We start from the raw sequence: 13,553 nt of genomic DNA, 5'->3' as shown, positions 1-13,553 counted from the left end.
ATGTTGGGTTAGGGGAGGGAGTGCGCATGGAAAAGGAATGCTGGCAGCGGCTGGGGCAGAGCTTTGATGATTTGGAAGATGAAATCACCCGGCGTTTGCGCCATGAAGAAGCTTATATGATGTGGGTTCGGCGGAGAGTGGCGATTCAAGTGCAGCATCCATTTATTAAGGGTGTATTAGATGGAGATGCCGGTGTTTTTCCAAGCGATCAGGACTATCAAGCATGGTTGGAGGTTCAAAAGACGCTGGATGAAACGGTACGTATGGAACGCATGGCGTTATATTGGCAAGGGCATGCGGATTGCTATGCTTACCTGAAAAGAATGGGGGCGCTGTAACCGCAGAAGTAACTATATACAGAGCTGACAAGTCTGGAGCCGACCGGTTGCAGGCTTATTTGCGCTTATATCAGCTTGTGGGTGAATTGTGGATAATATTGGGGGTAATTGTTTTTGAACGGTGTACAGGTTAAAAAGGTGGAAAGGAGCGAATCAATGGGTTATGTAAGCAAAGAACAAATTGAGTACGCCAAGCAATGGGACTTGCTATCGTATTTGCAGCATGTCGAGCCTTACGAACTGGTGAAATGTTCTCGTAATGCATACGCGACCCGTAGCCATGGTAGCTTGAAAATATCTAACGGCAAGTGGTTTTGGTGGTCGCGCGGCTTTGGCGGACGATCGGCGCTGGATTATCTCATTAAGGTGCGAGGAATCTCCTTGCCGGAGGCGGTGATGCATCTCAACGAGCAGTCCGTCATATCGCCCATTCCAGCAACACCTCATGCTATCTCGGAGGAGATCACTGTTCCCTTCACACTTCCTGAAGGCTATGATAATGCAAATAGAGTGGTCGCTTATTTGCGCGGGCGGGGCATTGCACGTGAGGTGCTGGAGATGTGCCTTGAATCAGGTTGTCTGTATGAAAGCCGGAAATATCACAATGCCGTATTTGTTGGCTTTGACGAGCAGGGAGAGCCACGCTATGCGGCAATTCGCGGAACGACAAGTACTCGATACATGGGCGAAGTGCCGGGCAGCGATAAGCGTTATGCCTTTTGTCTTCCAGCAGTAGAGAACAGCTCTGAACTGCATCTGTTTGAAAGCGCCATTGATCTACTGTCATATAGCACATTAATGTTGCTGCGGGGAAGGGACTGGCGGCAAGTCCATCACCTGTCGCTTGCGGGGATACACCGACCCGCAGAAAATAAGGAAGAGTCGGCGCTTCCGGCTGCCCTTCTCTCTTATCTGGATCGTCACTCGGAAGTTAAGCGACTAGTGCTACATTTGGACAATGATAAACCAGGTCGCTTGGCATCTGAGATGATGGAGAAGCAACTGGCTCAAAGCTATAAGTTACTGAATGAACCGCCTGTACAAAAGGATATAAATGAGGACTTGATGGCGTACAAAAAAAAGCGTGAATGGCCATCACGGTAGTGTTGCAGCACAATGGTAAGCTGACTCGTCATACGCAATAATAAGAAGTATCCATTTCAGGGGAGGACTGAGTATGCAGTCGAGAAACGACAAAGAACCAGGCGAAACAAGTTGGGACGTGGAGAAAATTGAAGCGGCACTGGTGGAGGCAGAGGAGCAAGCTGACAGCGACAAGACACGCTATGACCATCATCAGGTCATTCGTGAGGTACGTCGACAGATTAATCGAAAGGAACGGTAAGCCAGTGTTTGGGATGATGTTTTCGGAAGACGCTGTTCGCACGGCGTCTTTTTGTTTGTCCGCAGTTCCCCTCTTTTTCCCGGAGGGTGCTCTGAAGGCAACTTTGGACGTTGTCCTAAGTTGCAGCAAGCACTGAATTTGGTCTCCCAAATTCGCTTGTTAGGGGCTTTGCCCCTAATACCCCCGCCTGTCGGAACGCAATGTTTGCTTGTCGATTAAATGGGTCTATTAGGAACGGGAGTTCTGAGGATGCCTTTTTCTCAGAATTACCTCCATCTCAGAAAGGAGCCGACAAATGCGGAAAAGAAGCCTTCGCATTCAAGTCTGGGTCAATCAGGAAGAAGATCGAAAGCTTCAAAAGCATACGCAGCAGTCGGGACTGTCTCGGGAAGCTTACCTCCGCTCGCTGATTAACGGCTATGTCCCCAAAACGTTGCCGCCTTTGGATTACTACACGATGCTGCGCCAGCTTCACGCAATCGGAAATAATCTAAACCAGCTCGCAGCAAAGGCGCATGTGACCGGTCATCTGGAACACGCTTCCTTCCAACGTGAAGCCGATGCTTTGCGCTGCGCAGTCCAACGGATACAAGAAGCGGTGACTTCGCCGGAACCGCAGACGCCCCCTTCTTAAACCACGTGGAGAGGAAAGAAAATGGCTACGACGGCGATATGGGATGTGACTGACCGTTTGAAGCGTGTATTAAACTACGCTGTCAATCCGGACAAAACGGATCAGGGACGCAGGGAAGCGGATGGTTTGCAGGAGACGCTTGCCTACATGGGCTCGAATGCAAAGACAGAGCGACAGCTTTATGTGAGAGGCATTAATTGTGATCCGGGCAGCGCATATGAGCAAATGCAGCGAACCAAGAAGCAGTTCCAGAAAACGGGTGGCATCGTCGCTTTTCATGGATACCAATCTTTTGCGCCCGGAGAAACCACACCGGATCTGGCGCATGCCATTGGCGTGAAGCTGGCGCAAGCGCTTTGGGGGGAATGCTTTGAAGTGGTCGTCGCTACCCACCTAGACAAAGATCATTTGCATAATCATTTTGTTCTTAATTCTGTTTCCTTTATGGATGGCAAACGCTATTACGATAATAAGGCGTCCTATTCGTTGATGCGGCAAACCTCCGATCAGCTTTGTCGGGAGCATGCCTTATCCGTCATTGAACAGCCGGAGCGCGGGAAGGCCAAGCATTACGGGGAATGGCGAGCCGATCAGGAAAGCAAGCCGACATGGCGTGGCGTCATTCGTGAGGATGTGGATTCCGCTATGGCGGCGGCCAGAACGATGAGCCAATTTTATGCTGCGTTACAGGAAAAGGGCTACGACATCAAGGCGCATGTCAAGCATTTAGCTGTCCGCCCGCCTGGTAAAACGAGATTTGTCCGCCTGCGTAGCTTGGGTGAAGCCTACACAGAGACAGCAATCAAACAACGTATTCTGGATAGGACAACGGCGAAGCGCCTGCTACTTCCGCAACGCAAGCGCGCCGTCCTGGTTCGTAGGAATCGTTCTGATAAGGCTCGTAAGCTTTCCGGCCTTCAAGCGTTGTATGTTCGTTATTTATATGTTTTGGGCATTTTGCCCCACTATCGTTCGTCCCCAAGGCGGACGTTTTTTTTGTTACGGGAAGACCTGCACCACTTGTCTCGTATCATCGAACAAACCAAGCTGCTTTGCCGGCAGCACATTTCAAGCCGGGAGCAATTGACGGTCTATCGGCAGCAGTTGTTAGCTGATGTGCACCAAATCTCCAGCGTCCGCAAGGCCAGCTACAATCGGCTTCGCCGCTGCCGACAACCCGAGCAGATCGCGGCATACCGGGAGCAGATTGCCGCGTATTCCCGGCAACTGAGGCAGCTTCGAAAGGAGGTGGGGCTTTGCGCGGGCATTTTGTCACGTTCCGATTCAATCAAGGACAAGTTGCAACAGCAAGAAGAGTATGAAGAAAAATCCAGACGCAAGGAGGTAGGAGACCATGAGCGGAAACGAGGCGGCCGATCAGGTCGTCAGCATGAGTCTGCGCGGGATTGAAGTGATGGCGAAAATATCCGGTGAAGGCGCTAAGCATCTCGCGGTCTATTTGTTCGCGGTGCTGCAAGGGCAAAAACAGACGCGGGGCCGCACGCGGCTTGAAAATCTGCTCCGCAGCGGGAAAGAGCTAAAGGTATTCGCCGTGCGGAATGAGGACTTGCCCACCTTTTGCAAGGAAGCAAAGCGCTATGGTGTCCTGTACTGTGCATTGCGGGACAAAAAGAGTGTGGATGGCATGTGCGATGTGATGGTGCGTGCCGAGGACGCCTCCAAGATTAACAGGATCGTTGAGCGCTTCCAGTTGGCTACCGTGGATACGGCCAGCATCAAGAATGAAATTGAACAAGCTCGTCAGGAGAAGCAGGCAGGCAGCATGGAATCGGAACGAGCGATGGAGGCTGTGGAGCATAAAGAGCCTCAATCTGAGGAGCCTGAGGTTCCTGCAACGGCAATCAGCGAGGAATTTTTGGACGAACTGCTGGGAAAGCAGGAACCGCCAGAGGGGGTGGAGCCGGGAAACGAAGTGCTGGAAGGAGAGCTGCCGGTACACGAGGAGCCACTGGACGAAGTGGAGGAGCTGGAGTATCTCCCCCTGCCCAGCCAATCCGAGAGCCAGAACCAACCGGAACCCCTCTCTCCGTCCGCGCCTACCTCCGCGCACAGCGTGGCATCCGAAACAATCCTTGAACAGCCGAAGCAGAAGGTGTCTGTGCGGCAATTGCTACGGGAGATCCGGGAAGAAAACCGCGCCGCTGAGAAGCAGCGTCAGCAACAGCAGCAAGAACGGGAACCGGGCTTGCCGAAGCGAAAAGGGAGGGGCAAGGCGCCTGTTGCCGTGAACGCTCCGGTCGAGACACCAAACCGCAGCAATCGGAAGAGGGGGAAAGCCAAATGAGCGAATGGGATGACTTGTTCCGTCAGGAAGCACCACCGATGACGGCAGCTTCACAACCCTTCGACAAGGAGGCGTGGGTGCAGAAGAAACAGGAGCTGCGCCAATGGACATATGACACCATTGATTCTACTACGGTTGAGGTTATGCAAACCGGCGAACGGCTTCAACAATATTTGGATGTGCAAAGCCGTTTTGGCAGGTACAGCGTTTCCAATGCGCTGCTCATTATGGCACAACGACCGGAGGCAACGCGGATTGCCGATTTCGAGGGCTGGAAGGTAATGGGCTTCCACATTCGTCGGAAAGAAACGGGCTTCTATATTTTGGAGCCGGGCGAAACATACAAACGAGAGGACGGCAGCACAGCGGTGAGCTACAATCCGAAAAAAATGTTTGACGTTTCCCAAGTTATCGGAGAGAAACCGGAGCTGCCGCCTCCACCGGATGAACGCACCCGGATCAAGGCGCTTATGCATCGCTCTCCCGTTCCGATTCAGATGGGCGACGCCTTGCCAGAGGGCATGCATGCTCTTTATCAGCCGGATGTCCGCCAGATTGTGATTCGGCGCGGGCTGTCGGCCAGTGATATTTTTCGTGTGCTTGCGCAGGAACTGGCACATGCGGAAATGGATCAGGGCAAGGCCGACTACAGCCGCTCGGATCACCAGGCCCAAGCGTACAGCGTTGCCTATATGCTGAGCAAGCAGTTTGGCGTGGAGACATCGGGCTTTCGCTTTAACCGTGCTGTAGAAAGGCTGAAAGGGCTGGAGCCTCAACAGATTCGTACGGAGCTTTCTGTCATTCGGGACACAGCCCACACGATGAATAGCCGGATGTACCACCTGTTAGGCCAATTGCGGCAGCAGCAGCCGAGTCGCAGTGACACGGCTCGTTAACGATGACCATTTCGATGACATGGGAGGTAGGACGATGAAAGAGGACGAGCGTATTCTTAGCTTGGATCATTACGAGCATGGTATTGTCATCAACGCCCTGAACACCCTGCGCAATGGATTGATCGGGGAGCAGCGGCCGACAGATGCCGTGGATGACCTGCTGTTAAAAACGATTGATGCCCCCTATCGAAAAGCGAAGCATCGGAGCCAGCATGCGGCGCGCTAATTCCGCAACGAGTCAGCTTATACTCGTTGCGGTTTTTTTATTGCCGGTCATCTGGCTGGCGCTGCATGCTGCCCCTGCCCTATCGGAAGGCTTGCCTGCCTTGCTGTTGCAGCTCAACGCAGCAATGGAGCATCCCTTGCGTATCCGCTGGGTAGCTGATACACATCGCAGCCTGCTGCTCTTTACGTTGGCTTATGCCGTCTGTATAGGTGTGTATATGTCCTCGCTGCGCAATTATCGCAGGCGCGAGGAGCATGGCAGTGCCCGCTGGGGAAAGGCGAAGCAACTCAATGCCACATATCGAAATAAGCAGCCTATGCAGAACAAAATCCTGACACAGCGCGTTCGGATCGGTCTTGACGGACGCAAGCATCGGCGGAATTTGAATGTGCTGGTGGTCGGTGGATCGGGAGCCGGGAAAACTCGCTTCTATGCGAAGCCGAATGTGATGCAGGCTACGACGTCGTTTGTGGTGCTCGATCCCAAGGGCGAAATATTACGGGATACCGGCGGCTTGCTCCGCGCAGAAGGCTACGACATCAAGGTACTGGATCTCATTAATCCGCATTTGTCGCATGGATACAATTCCTTTGCTTACCTGCAGGACGACAAGGACGTACTCAAGCTGGTAACGAACCTTATTCGCAATACGACACCGAAGGGTAGCAATACGAATGATCCGTTCTGGGAGCGGTCCGAAACTGCGCTGCTGGAGGCACTTGTGCTGTACCTGCTCTACGAAGCACCGCCGGAGGAGCAAAATTTCCCCATGGTGATGGAGATGATCGCCGCAGCGGAGGTTCGTGAAGAGGATGAAACGTATCAAAGCCCGCTAGATGAACTTTTCGAGCGGCTGGCCATGCGGGAGCCAGAGCATTTGGCGGTTAAGCAATACAACATTTTTAAGCTGGCAGCAGGCAAGACGGCCAAGTCCATCCTTATCGGTCTCGGAGTACGGCTGGAAAAGTTCAATTTGCCCACCATTGCAGGCATGAGCGTGGTGGATGAACTGGACTTGTCTGCTATGGGCACGAAAAAGACGGCGCTTTTCGCAGTCATTCCCGACAATGACAGTAGCTTCAACTTTATCGTTGGCATGCTGTACACGCAGTTGTTCCAGAGCTTAATGTATGAAGCCGATTACCGGCATGGGGGGCGCTTGCCCGTTCATGTCCATTTTGTGATGGACGAGTTTGCAAACGTCGCGTTGCCAACAGAGTTCGACAAGCTGCTCTCGACCATGCGCAGCCGGGAAATTTCGGTGTCCATCATCCTGCAAAATTTGGCCCAGCTCAAGGCATTGTACAAAGATGAATGGGAATCAATTGTCGGCAACTGCGACCTGTTCCTGTATCTCGGCGGCAATGAGCAATCCACGCATAAGTATGTGTCGGAGCTTCTGGGCAAGGAGACGCTCGACACGAATACGTATGGACTCAGCAGAGGACGCAATGGCAGTTATTCGATCAATTATCAGCAAACAGGTAGGGAGCTGCTGACACCGGACGAGGTTCGGCTGTTGGACAACCGTTATGCCATTTTGTTTATCCGTGGCGAACGGCCGGTGCTGGATGAAAAGTTTAACGTGCTTCGGCATCCCAACGTTTCATTGACGCTGGACGGCAATGGAGAAGCCTATCGGCACGGAGACGCGGAGCACGCTGTGGACTGGACGAAGGTGGTGCTGCATGAGCACGGTGACTATGAATTGCTGTCAGAGAGCGAGCTGGAAGAGTTACTTTTACAAGGAGATGATCGGCATTGAAGCGTAAAACGCAAGGGTTGCTGTCGTTCGGCATGATGCTTGCACTCGGAATGGTTTGGGCTTCGACGGCTTATGCTGCAGGCGATCCGATGGAGACAGTTAATAACTTCTCTGATTTCATTTTTGGCCTGATCCGGGCGGTGGGGATGATTATTTTGGGCTTCGGCATCGTTCAGATCGGCTTGTCTCTCAAGTCGCATGACCCGTCCCAACGAGCCAACGGATTTTTAACCTTGGCGGGCGGTGTCATTATTACGTTTACGAAGGAAATTCTAGCTTTAATCGCGGGATAACCGATCACGCTGGGGGGGAGCGCTAGCTACTCCCTTCTGGACTAAAGGGTGAGAGCATGTCGAAAAACAGTTGGATCGAAGAAAATCTAGAGAACGCGCTGAACACCTGGAACGACAAGATGAACGAGATTTGGCAGCTTGTCACACAGTCGCCAGCCGAGTTTAAGGGTGGTGCGATCTGGCAGGTTGTCAAGGATATTCATGGTGCGCTGCAGGCGACCGGGCTTGCGCTGCTGGTGTTGTTTTTCGTGGTCGGTGTGATGAAAACGGCGGGGAACTTTGCGGAAATCAAGCGGCCCGAACTGGCCGTCAAGCTGTTTATTCGCTTTATTCTTGCCAAGGCGGTTGTGACCTATGGGCTGGAGCTGATGATGGGGCTTTTCACCATCGTACAAGGCGTCATTACGACGATTATGGGACATTCAGGCTTCGGATCTATGGAAGGGATCAGCCTGCCAGGAACCATATCACAGGCAATTGAGGATGTCGGGTTCTGGGAGAGCATCCCTTTATGGATTGTCTCCTTGCTTGGCAGCCTATTTATTACCGTACTGTCGTTCATTATGATTCTGTCCGTTTATGGCCGGTTTTTTCGCATCTATTTGTATACTGCGATTGCGCCGGTTCCATTATCGGCTTACGCGGGGGAGCCGAGCCAAAGCATCGGAACCTCCTTCCTCAAGGGATATGCGGCGGCGTGCCTGGAGGGAGCAATCATTGTACTGGCCTGTATCATTTATGCAGCCTTTGCCGAAGCGCCCCCTGCCGTTGCGGATGGTACTGGAGCCGTGACAATGATTTGGACCTACATTGGCGAGTTGATCTTTAACATGCTCGTACTGGTTGGCGTTGTCAAAATGGCAGATCGAGTTGTGCGAGAGATGATGGGGTTATAGAAGCGTTTTGCCGGAATGATCAAGAGGTGCGCTTCCCTCTCTACCCAAGTGATTATATGCTAAATGTATAATTGTGAAATTATATTTGTATGTTTGACAGATATGCGGTTCATAAGTACCATTTTATGTATCTGATAAGGCGGTAATGGTGCTGGATTGGATCGGCTCTCAGACAGGAGGTAATCGCGATGAAGGACTTGGAGCGGGAGCTGGAAGCAGAGCGTCAGCGAATGAATGAACTAGGAAAGCGCCTGATGGAGCAGTCCCATTCGTTAGCCGAGCATCGGGAAATGCAGGAACTCAGTCAGAAGGTCGATCAGCTCGTGATTCGTTACCAGCGGATAAAGCATATACAGAAGCAGCAGGAGAGGTAGTGGAGCAAGGTGAGGGGGAGCGCAAATATGGAGTTTCCGGCATGGTTTAGGCAAATCATTCAAAAGAGATTGGACAAGGTATCATCGAAGGTAACCTATCATCCCGATTTGGAGCAAATACGGAAGGAGGAAGAGCAAGCCTTTCAGGCGTTGTTTGCTGGGGTTGATCTGAAGCAATCACCGGGTTTTTCGGAATGGGAGGATCGGCATAACTTGATGCTTGCCATGATGAATGAGAAGCTGTATTTGAGAGGCATGCAGGATGGCATTCAACTCGCTGTTGCGCTGCTGTCCCCCTCGATCTGGCAGGATGAGGAGGAACCTTTGGATAGGTAACTCTGTTCTATAGTAGCAGAAGATTTGGAGGGTACAAATGGAGATTAAAATTAACCGGGAGATCCGGGCCTATACGGAAAGCTTGTTCTTTGGACTGTCCTTGCGGCAGTTCTTTTTTTCTGTTCTTGCAATAGGCGTGGCGATTGGCCTATACTTTGGCTTGCGCAGTCACGTGGGCATCGAAACGGTGAGTTGGATGTGCATCCTGGGGGCTGCTCCCTGCGCTGCGCTGGGCTTCATTCAGTATCACGGCATGACCGCAGAGCAGTTGTTATGGGCGTTTATCAAATCGGAGTTTCTGATGCCGAAGCGGCTCGTCTTCCATTCAACCAACCATTATGTTGAAGCGTTGCGGGTGAAGCTGCGACAGCGTGGTCTGGAGGAGACGCGATGATTAAAACGCTCAAGCGAATCCTAAGCCAAGACAAGGAGCGGTTTGTCGTTCCCAGGGGTGTTCAGCAAGCGATCCCGATTCGAGCCATATGGCCGGACGGGATTTTTTTGGTTGGCAATAAGTTTTCCAAGTCGTTTCGCTTTGAGGATATTAATTATGCCGTGGCCTCACGAGAGGACAAGGAAGCCATGTTCCTCGCTTATGGAGAACTACTTAATTCGTTGGATAGCGGAGCAACGACGAAAATTACGATCAACAATCGGCGACTGAACCGGACGGACTTGGCCGATTCAATTTTGATTCCGTTGCGGGATGATGGTTTAGACACGTATCGGGAGGAATATAACCGCATGCTGCTTGACAAAGCGACCGGTGCCAATGAAACGTATCAGGAGAAGTATATCACCGTCTCCGTTGTAAAAAAGAATATAGAGGAAGCAAGGCAATATTTTGCGCGAATCGGCGCCGAGTTGTCCGGGCATTTTACACGGCTCGGCTCCAAATGCACGGAGCTGCAAGCGACGGATCGCTTGCGCAGGTTACATGATTTTTACCGAATAGGCGAAGAGGCCGGCTTTCGGTTCGATTTATCGGAAACGATGCGCAAGGGGCATGATTTCAAGGATTACATCTGTCCGGATACGTTGGAGTTTGAGCGGGATCATTTTCGGATGGGACGCTTCTACGGCCGCGTGATCTTCCTGCGGGAATATGCCAGCTATATCAAGGACAGCATGGTTGCCGAGTTGTGCGACCTGAATCGAAACTTGCTACTGTCGCTCGATGTTATCCCGATCCCGACCGATGAGGCTGTGCGAGAGGTGGAAAACCGGCTGCTTGGCGTGGAAACCAACATTACAAACTGGCAGCGGCGGCAAAATAAGAACAACAATTTTTCGGCAGTCATCCCTTATAACATGGAGCAGCAACGCAAGGAGAGCAAAGAATTTTTGGACGACCTGACAACTCGGGATCAGCGAATGATGTTCGGATTGCTCACAATGGTGCATATCGCGGAGAGCAAGGAACAGCTTGACCAGGATACCGAAGCCTTGCTAACGACAGCCCGCAAGCATCTGTGCCAGTTATCCCCGCTGACCTTTCAGCAGATGGATGGCCTGAATACGGTGTTGCCGTATGGGCTGCGCAAGGTTCAGGCGTTGCGGACGCTCACGACCGAAAGCACGGCAGTCTTCATTCCGTTTCGGGCCCAAGAGGTCATGCATCCTGGCGGCATTTACCAAGGGCAGAACGTCATCAGCAAAAACATGATCTTTGCCAGCCGCAAGCAACTATTGAACGGAAACAGCTTTATTTTGGGCGTACCCGGCTCAGGCAAAAGCTTCACAGCGAAGCGGGAAATCGTGAATCAGGTGCTGGCAAGCGACGATGATGTGATCCTGATTGACCCGGAAAGGGAATATTCCGCCTTGGTGAAGGCGCTAGGTGGGGAGACGATTCATATATCGGCCACATCGCCGAACCACATTAATGCCATGGATTTGAACCGGCAGTATGGCGACGGAGCCAATCCAATCATTCTGAAGTCCGAGTTTGTGTTGTCGCTGTGCGAGCAATTAATGGGCGGGTATCCGTTGGGGGCGAAGGAAAAATCGCTGATCGACCGTTGCACCGCCAGCGTCTATCGAAACTTCTTGCAGAACCAGTATAAGGGGGAGCCGCCGACACTGCGAGACTTCCACGCGGAGCTGCTCAGGCAAGTAGAGCCGGAGGCACAGGACATCGCGCTGGCGATTGAATTGTTCACGTCAGGCAGCCTGAACACCTTCGCCCAACCGACCAACGTGAATGTTCATAATCGGCTGATCAGCTACGACATTTTGGATTTGGGCAAGCAATTGTTGCCAATAGGGATGCTAGTCGTACTGGATAGCATTCTCAACCGCATTACACAAAATCGGGTAAAGGGCAAAAATACGTATATCTTCATTGATGAAATCTATTTGCTTTTTCAGCACGAATACAGCGCCAACTTTCTGTACGCCTTGTGGAAGCGCGTCCGAAAGTATGGCGCTTTTTGTACGGGTATTACGCAAAACGTGGACGATTTGCTGCAAAGCCATACCGCCCGAACGATGTTGGCTAATAGTGAATTTATCGTGATGCTTAACCAGTCCAGCACAGATCGGAAGGAGCTCGCAGAACTGCTGAACATTTCGGACTTGCAACTTTCCTACATCACCAATGTGGAAGCTGGAAACGGGCTGATGAAGATCGGTAACTCGCTGGTTCCCTTCGCTGATCTGTTCCCGCGGGACACAATGCTGTATAAACTGATGACGACAAAGCCAGGGGAATAGACAAGCCAAAGGAGCGGCAGATTCCGCCGCTCCTTTGTGCTTAATGGCTGTCCTCCTCTGTCAGCAACGCCTTCAAAATACGGTGGGCCTGCCGCTGACGGGCTTCGTCCTGCTGCAAAAGCAGCAGGACGCTCTCCCATATCAAGGGATTTTCTTGCAGGCTACCTGCTTGATCACCAAACAGGTCATGGACAGACATATGTAAACCGGAAGCAATTTTTTCAATCGTAAGCAATTTGACATTAATTTCGCCGCGTTCTACTTGAGCCAGATAGCTGCCTGCCATGCCAATGCGTTCGCCAAGCTGCTCCTGTGTCAAATGGTGAGCCATCCGGTGCAGGCGAATTTTGGCTCCTACGATTTGCGTAAATGTAGCCATATTCAACCACAACCTCTCTCACTTAAGAGTTTAGACTACAGATCGAGAGGGCGGGAGAGTCTTATAACTATAGATGATACAAACAATTATAGTTTAAATGGATAGAGGTTAGTGGCTGGTGACAGTCTGTTCGAAGCATGGTGAAATCTCAAAGGGGAGGAACGGTGGGGCTGGATCCAAGCTCCTCCCCTTTTATATTAGAATCAAGTATTCAAGCGCTTAACCAAAGAGAGCTTGGCGAGCCGCTTGCTTGATTTTCTTTCGCAAGCGATAGATGCGTGTCGTAACAGCCGTTTTCGAAAGGTTGTATTTTTTACTGAGCACTTGTATGGAAAGTCGATTTTTAAAGTAATCGACATAAAATGCCGTTTCTGAGTGGCTGAGTTGATTCAAGACATGACGAACCATTTTGTCCATGTCCAATGTGGCGATCAAAACCTCGTACAATTCATAACTGTTAGCCGTCAATTGATTGGCTATGCTGTCGCAGATCGCAATTTCGTGCTTTCGTCGTCGATAGAATTTCCGGTAAAAGGCGTTCACTTGATTCCGCGCGGTCGTAAACAACCATCCTGCAAGATTGGGGTGAGCCTTCAAGGCCGTGATATTCTCTTGCACCTGTACAAAGGTGTTCTGTGCACATTCCTCGGCCATCTCGACAGCCGGTCCCCTCATTAGCCTCTTGCAGTAGTTCAAAACACGGGTGAAATACCTGCGAAACACATCCACGAAAAACATTTCATTACTCCTTAGTTTCATCAAACGCGTCCTCCTTTTAAATTCAGGTACACAGACAACGATGAATGGACCGGAGCGACTGGCAACGTCAACGAATTCTTCCTTTTATCAAATCCCCCCTTTTATAAACAGCTATTTATACAAACAGCAAGCAGACCCATGAAGTCTTCCCGCCGCTGTTCTTTTAGTAATCCCCTCCGTTTTTCGAACAGGTTCCAAAGGCTTTGTTCATCCCGAGAAGATAGACCTCTGCTAGTGAAAACTTCTGGAAAAACGGTGTCGAATTTCTGATTCCTTCGTCATGAATCAACAT

Annotated in this window: 17 protein-coding genes; 15 read left to right on the top strand and 2 right to left on the bottom strand. The window is 51.3% G+C overall.

Annotated elements, in window-relative coordinates; all coding sequences use genetic code 11:
- Positions 1 to 26: 26 nt before the first annotated feature.
- From KQJ23_RS10110 to KQJ23_RS10040, 15 genes are all read left to right on the top strand, one after another.
- Positions 27 to 338 carry a DUF6664 family protein gene (locus tag KQJ23_RS10110; RefSeq protein WP_216478702.1) on the top strand — a complete coding sequence of 104 codons (312 nt, stop codon included), beginning with the start codon at positions 27 to 29 and terminating at the stop codon, positions 336 to 338.
- Between the two features lie 156 nt (positions 339 to 494).
- Positions 495 to 1,442: a DUF3991 and TOPRIM domain-containing protein gene (locus KQJ23_RS10105; RefSeq protein WP_216478701.1), complete on the top strand. Its 948-nt coding sequence runs from the start codon at positions 495 to 497 to the stop codon at positions 1,440 to 1,442.
- A 73-nt stretch (positions 1,443 to 1,515) separates the two neighbouring features.
- Complete coding sequence (locus tag KQJ23_RS10100; protein ID WP_216478700.1) at positions 1,516 to 1,683, top strand: hypothetical protein; 168 nt, start codon at positions 1,516 to 1,518, stop codon at positions 1,681 to 1,683.
- A gap of 295 nt (positions 1,684 to 1,978) precedes the next feature.
- Positions 1,979 to 2,317, top strand: a complete 339-nt coding sequence (locus KQJ23_RS10095) for a plasmid mobilization protein (protein WP_216478699.1) — start codon at positions 1,979 to 1,981, stop codon at positions 2,315 to 2,317.
- A gap of 21 nt (positions 2,318 to 2,338) precedes the next feature.
- On the top strand, positions 2,339 to 3,727 hold the full coding sequence (locus KQJ23_RS10090) for a relaxase/mobilization nuclease domain-containing protein (protein ID WP_216478698.1): 1,389 nt from the start codon (positions 2,339 to 2,341) through the stop codon (positions 3,725 to 3,727).
- A complete protein-coding gene (locus tag KQJ23_RS10085) occupies positions 3,672 to 4,622 on the top strand; it encodes a PcfB family protein (protein ID WP_249529646.1) in 951 nt (316 codons plus the stop codon). Before KQJ23_RS10090 ends, KQJ23_RS10085 begins: the two co-directional genes overlap by 56 nt.
- The gene (locus tag KQJ23_RS10080) at positions 4,619 to 5,518 is read left to right on the top strand and encodes a hypothetical protein (protein ID WP_216478697.1); all 900 of its coding nucleotides are present in this window, start codon (positions 4,619 to 4,621) and stop codon (positions 5,516 to 5,518) included. Before KQJ23_RS10085 ends, KQJ23_RS10080 begins: the two co-directional genes overlap by 4 nt.
- A gap of 34 nt (positions 5,519 to 5,552) precedes the next feature.
- On the top strand, positions 5,553 to 5,744 hold the full coding sequence (locus KQJ23_RS10075) for a hypothetical protein (RefSeq protein ID WP_216478696.1): 192 nt from the start codon (positions 5,553 to 5,555) through the stop codon (positions 5,742 to 5,744).
- A complete protein-coding gene (locus tag KQJ23_RS10070; RefSeq protein WP_249529645.1) occupies positions 5,695 to 7,509 on the top strand; it encodes a VirD4-like conjugal transfer protein, CD1115 family in 1,815 nt (604 codons plus the stop codon). The genes KQJ23_RS10075 and KQJ23_RS10070 overlap by 50 nt, the downstream gene beginning before the upstream one ends.
- Entirely contained in the window at positions 7,506 to 7,802 is a 297-nt protein-coding gene (locus tag KQJ23_RS10065) for a glutamyl-tRNA amidotransferase (protein ID WP_430522292.1), read from the top strand. The genes KQJ23_RS10070 and KQJ23_RS10065 overlap by 4 nt, the downstream gene beginning before the upstream one ends.
- 56 nt (positions 7,803 to 7,858) lie before the next feature.
- Positions 7,859 to 8,698, top strand: a complete 840-nt coding sequence (locus KQJ23_RS10060) for a VirB6/TrbL-like conjugal transfer protein, CD1112 family (RefSeq protein ID WP_216478695.1) — start codon at positions 7,859 to 7,861, stop codon at positions 8,696 to 8,698.
- Between the two features lie 188 nt (positions 8,699 to 8,886).
- Positions 8,887 to 9,072: a Spo0E family sporulation regulatory protein-aspartic acid phosphatase gene (locus KQJ23_RS10055; protein ID WP_216478694.1), complete on the top strand. Its 186-nt coding sequence runs from the start codon at positions 8,887 to 8,889 to the stop codon at positions 9,070 to 9,072.
- A 27-nt stretch (positions 9,073 to 9,099) separates the two neighbouring features.
- A complete protein-coding gene (locus KQJ23_RS10050; protein ID WP_216478693.1) occupies positions 9,100 to 9,408 on the top strand; it encodes a hypothetical protein in 309 nt (102 codons plus the stop codon).
- A 37-nt stretch (positions 9,409 to 9,445) separates the two neighbouring features.
- Complete coding sequence (locus KQJ23_RS10045; protein WP_216478692.1) at positions 9,446 to 9,802, top strand: PrgI family protein; 357 nt, start codon at positions 9,446 to 9,448, stop codon at positions 9,800 to 9,802.
- Complete coding sequence (locus tag KQJ23_RS10040; RefSeq protein ID WP_216478691.1) at positions 9,799 to 12,123, top strand: VirB4-like conjugal transfer ATPase, CD1110 family; 2,325 nt, start codon at positions 9,799 to 9,801, stop codon at positions 12,121 to 12,123. Before KQJ23_RS10045 ends, KQJ23_RS10040 begins: the two co-directional genes overlap by 4 nt.
- 40 nt (positions 12,124 to 12,163) lie before the next feature.
- On the opposite strand, the gene KQJ23_RS10035 is transcribed toward KQJ23_RS10040, so the two are convergent.
- Both KQJ23_RS10035 and KQJ23_RS10030 read right to left on the bottom strand, forming a co-directional pair.
- Positions 12,164 to 12,502 (bottom strand): helix-turn-helix domain-containing protein, encoded by a 339-nt coding sequence (locus KQJ23_RS10035; protein WP_216478690.1) that lies wholly within the window; start codon positions 12,500 to 12,502, stop codon positions 12,164 to 12,166.
- 219 nt (positions 12,503 to 12,721) lie between these two features.
- Complete coding sequence (locus tag KQJ23_RS10030) at positions 12,722 to 13,261, bottom strand: RNA polymerase sigma factor (RefSeq protein WP_216478689.1); 540 nt, start codon at positions 13,259 to 13,261, stop codon at positions 12,722 to 12,724.
- Positions 13,262 to 13,553 lie beyond the last annotated feature (292 nt).

This window comes from Paenibacillus brevis (genome assembly GCF_018919145.1).
Classification (GTDB): Bacteria; Bacillota; Bacilli; order Paenibacillales; family Paenibacillaceae; genus Fontibacillus; species Fontibacillus brevis.
The sequence above is the reverse complement of the archived record's forward strand: the minus strand, read 5'-3'. Positions and strand labels throughout refer to the sequence as shown.

Excerpts from the sequence above, each read along its gene's own strand:
- KQJ23_RS10045 (WP_216478692.1), top strand. The coding sequence starts at position 9,446 with ATGGAGATTAAAATTAACCGGGAGATCCGGGCCTATACGGAAAGCTTG.
- KQJ23_RS10110 (WP_216478702.1), top strand. The coding sequence starts at position 27 with ATGGAAAAGGAATGCTGGCAGCGGCTGGGGCAGAGCTTTGATGATTTG.
- KQJ23_RS10095 (WP_216478699.1), top strand. The coding sequence starts at position 1,979 with ATGCGGAAAAGAAGCCTTCGCATTCAAGTCTGGGTCAATCAGGAAGAA.
- KQJ23_RS10035 (WP_216478690.1), bottom strand. The coding sequence starts at position 12,502 with ATGGCTACATTTACGCAAATCGTAGGAGCCAAAATTCGCCTGCACCGG.
- KQJ23_RS10070 (WP_249529645.1), top strand. The coding sequence starts at position 5,695 with ATGCCCCCTATCGAAAAGCGAAGCATCGGAGCCAGCATGCGGCGCGCT.
- KQJ23_RS10075 (WP_216478696.1), top strand. The coding sequence starts at position 5,553 with ATGAAAGAGGACGAGCGTATTCTTAGCTTGGATCATTACGAGCATGGT.
- KQJ23_RS10050 (WP_216478693.1), top strand. The coding sequence starts at position 9,100 with ATGGAGTTTCCGGCATGGTTTAGGCAAATCATTCAAAAGAGATTGGAC.
- KQJ23_RS10060 (WP_216478695.1), top strand. The coding sequence starts at position 7,859 with ATGTCGAAAAACAGTTGGATCGAAGAAAATCTAGAGAACGCGCTGAAC.
- KQJ23_RS10040 (WP_216478691.1), top strand. The coding sequence starts at position 9,799 with ATGATTAAAACGCTCAAGCGAATCCTAAGCCAAGACAAGGAGCGGTTT.
- KQJ23_RS10100 (WP_216478700.1), top strand. The coding sequence starts at position 1,516 with ATGCAGTCGAGAAACGACAAAGAACCAGGCGAAACAAGTTGGGACGTG.
- KQJ23_RS10080 (WP_216478697.1), top strand. The coding sequence starts at position 4,619 with ATGAGCGAATGGGATGACTTGTTCCGTCAGGAAGCACCACCGATGACG.
- KQJ23_RS10085 (WP_249529646.1), top strand. The coding sequence starts at position 3,672 with ATGAGCGGAAACGAGGCGGCCGATCAGGTCGTCAGCATGAGTCTGCGC.
- KQJ23_RS10030 (WP_216478689.1), bottom strand. The coding sequence starts at position 13,261 with ATGAAACTAAGGAGTAATGAAATGTTTTTCGTGGATGTGTTTCGCAGG.
- KQJ23_RS10105 (WP_216478701.1), top strand. The coding sequence starts at position 495 with ATGGGTTATGTAAGCAAAGAACAAATTGAGTACGCCAAGCAATGGGAC.
- KQJ23_RS10055 (WP_216478694.1), top strand. The coding sequence starts at position 8,887 with ATGAAGGACTTGGAGCGGGAGCTGGAAGCAGAGCGTCAGCGAATGAAT.
- KQJ23_RS10090 (WP_216478698.1), top strand. The coding sequence starts at position 2,339 with ATGGCTACGACGGCGATATGGGATGTGACTGACCGTTTGAAGCGTGTA.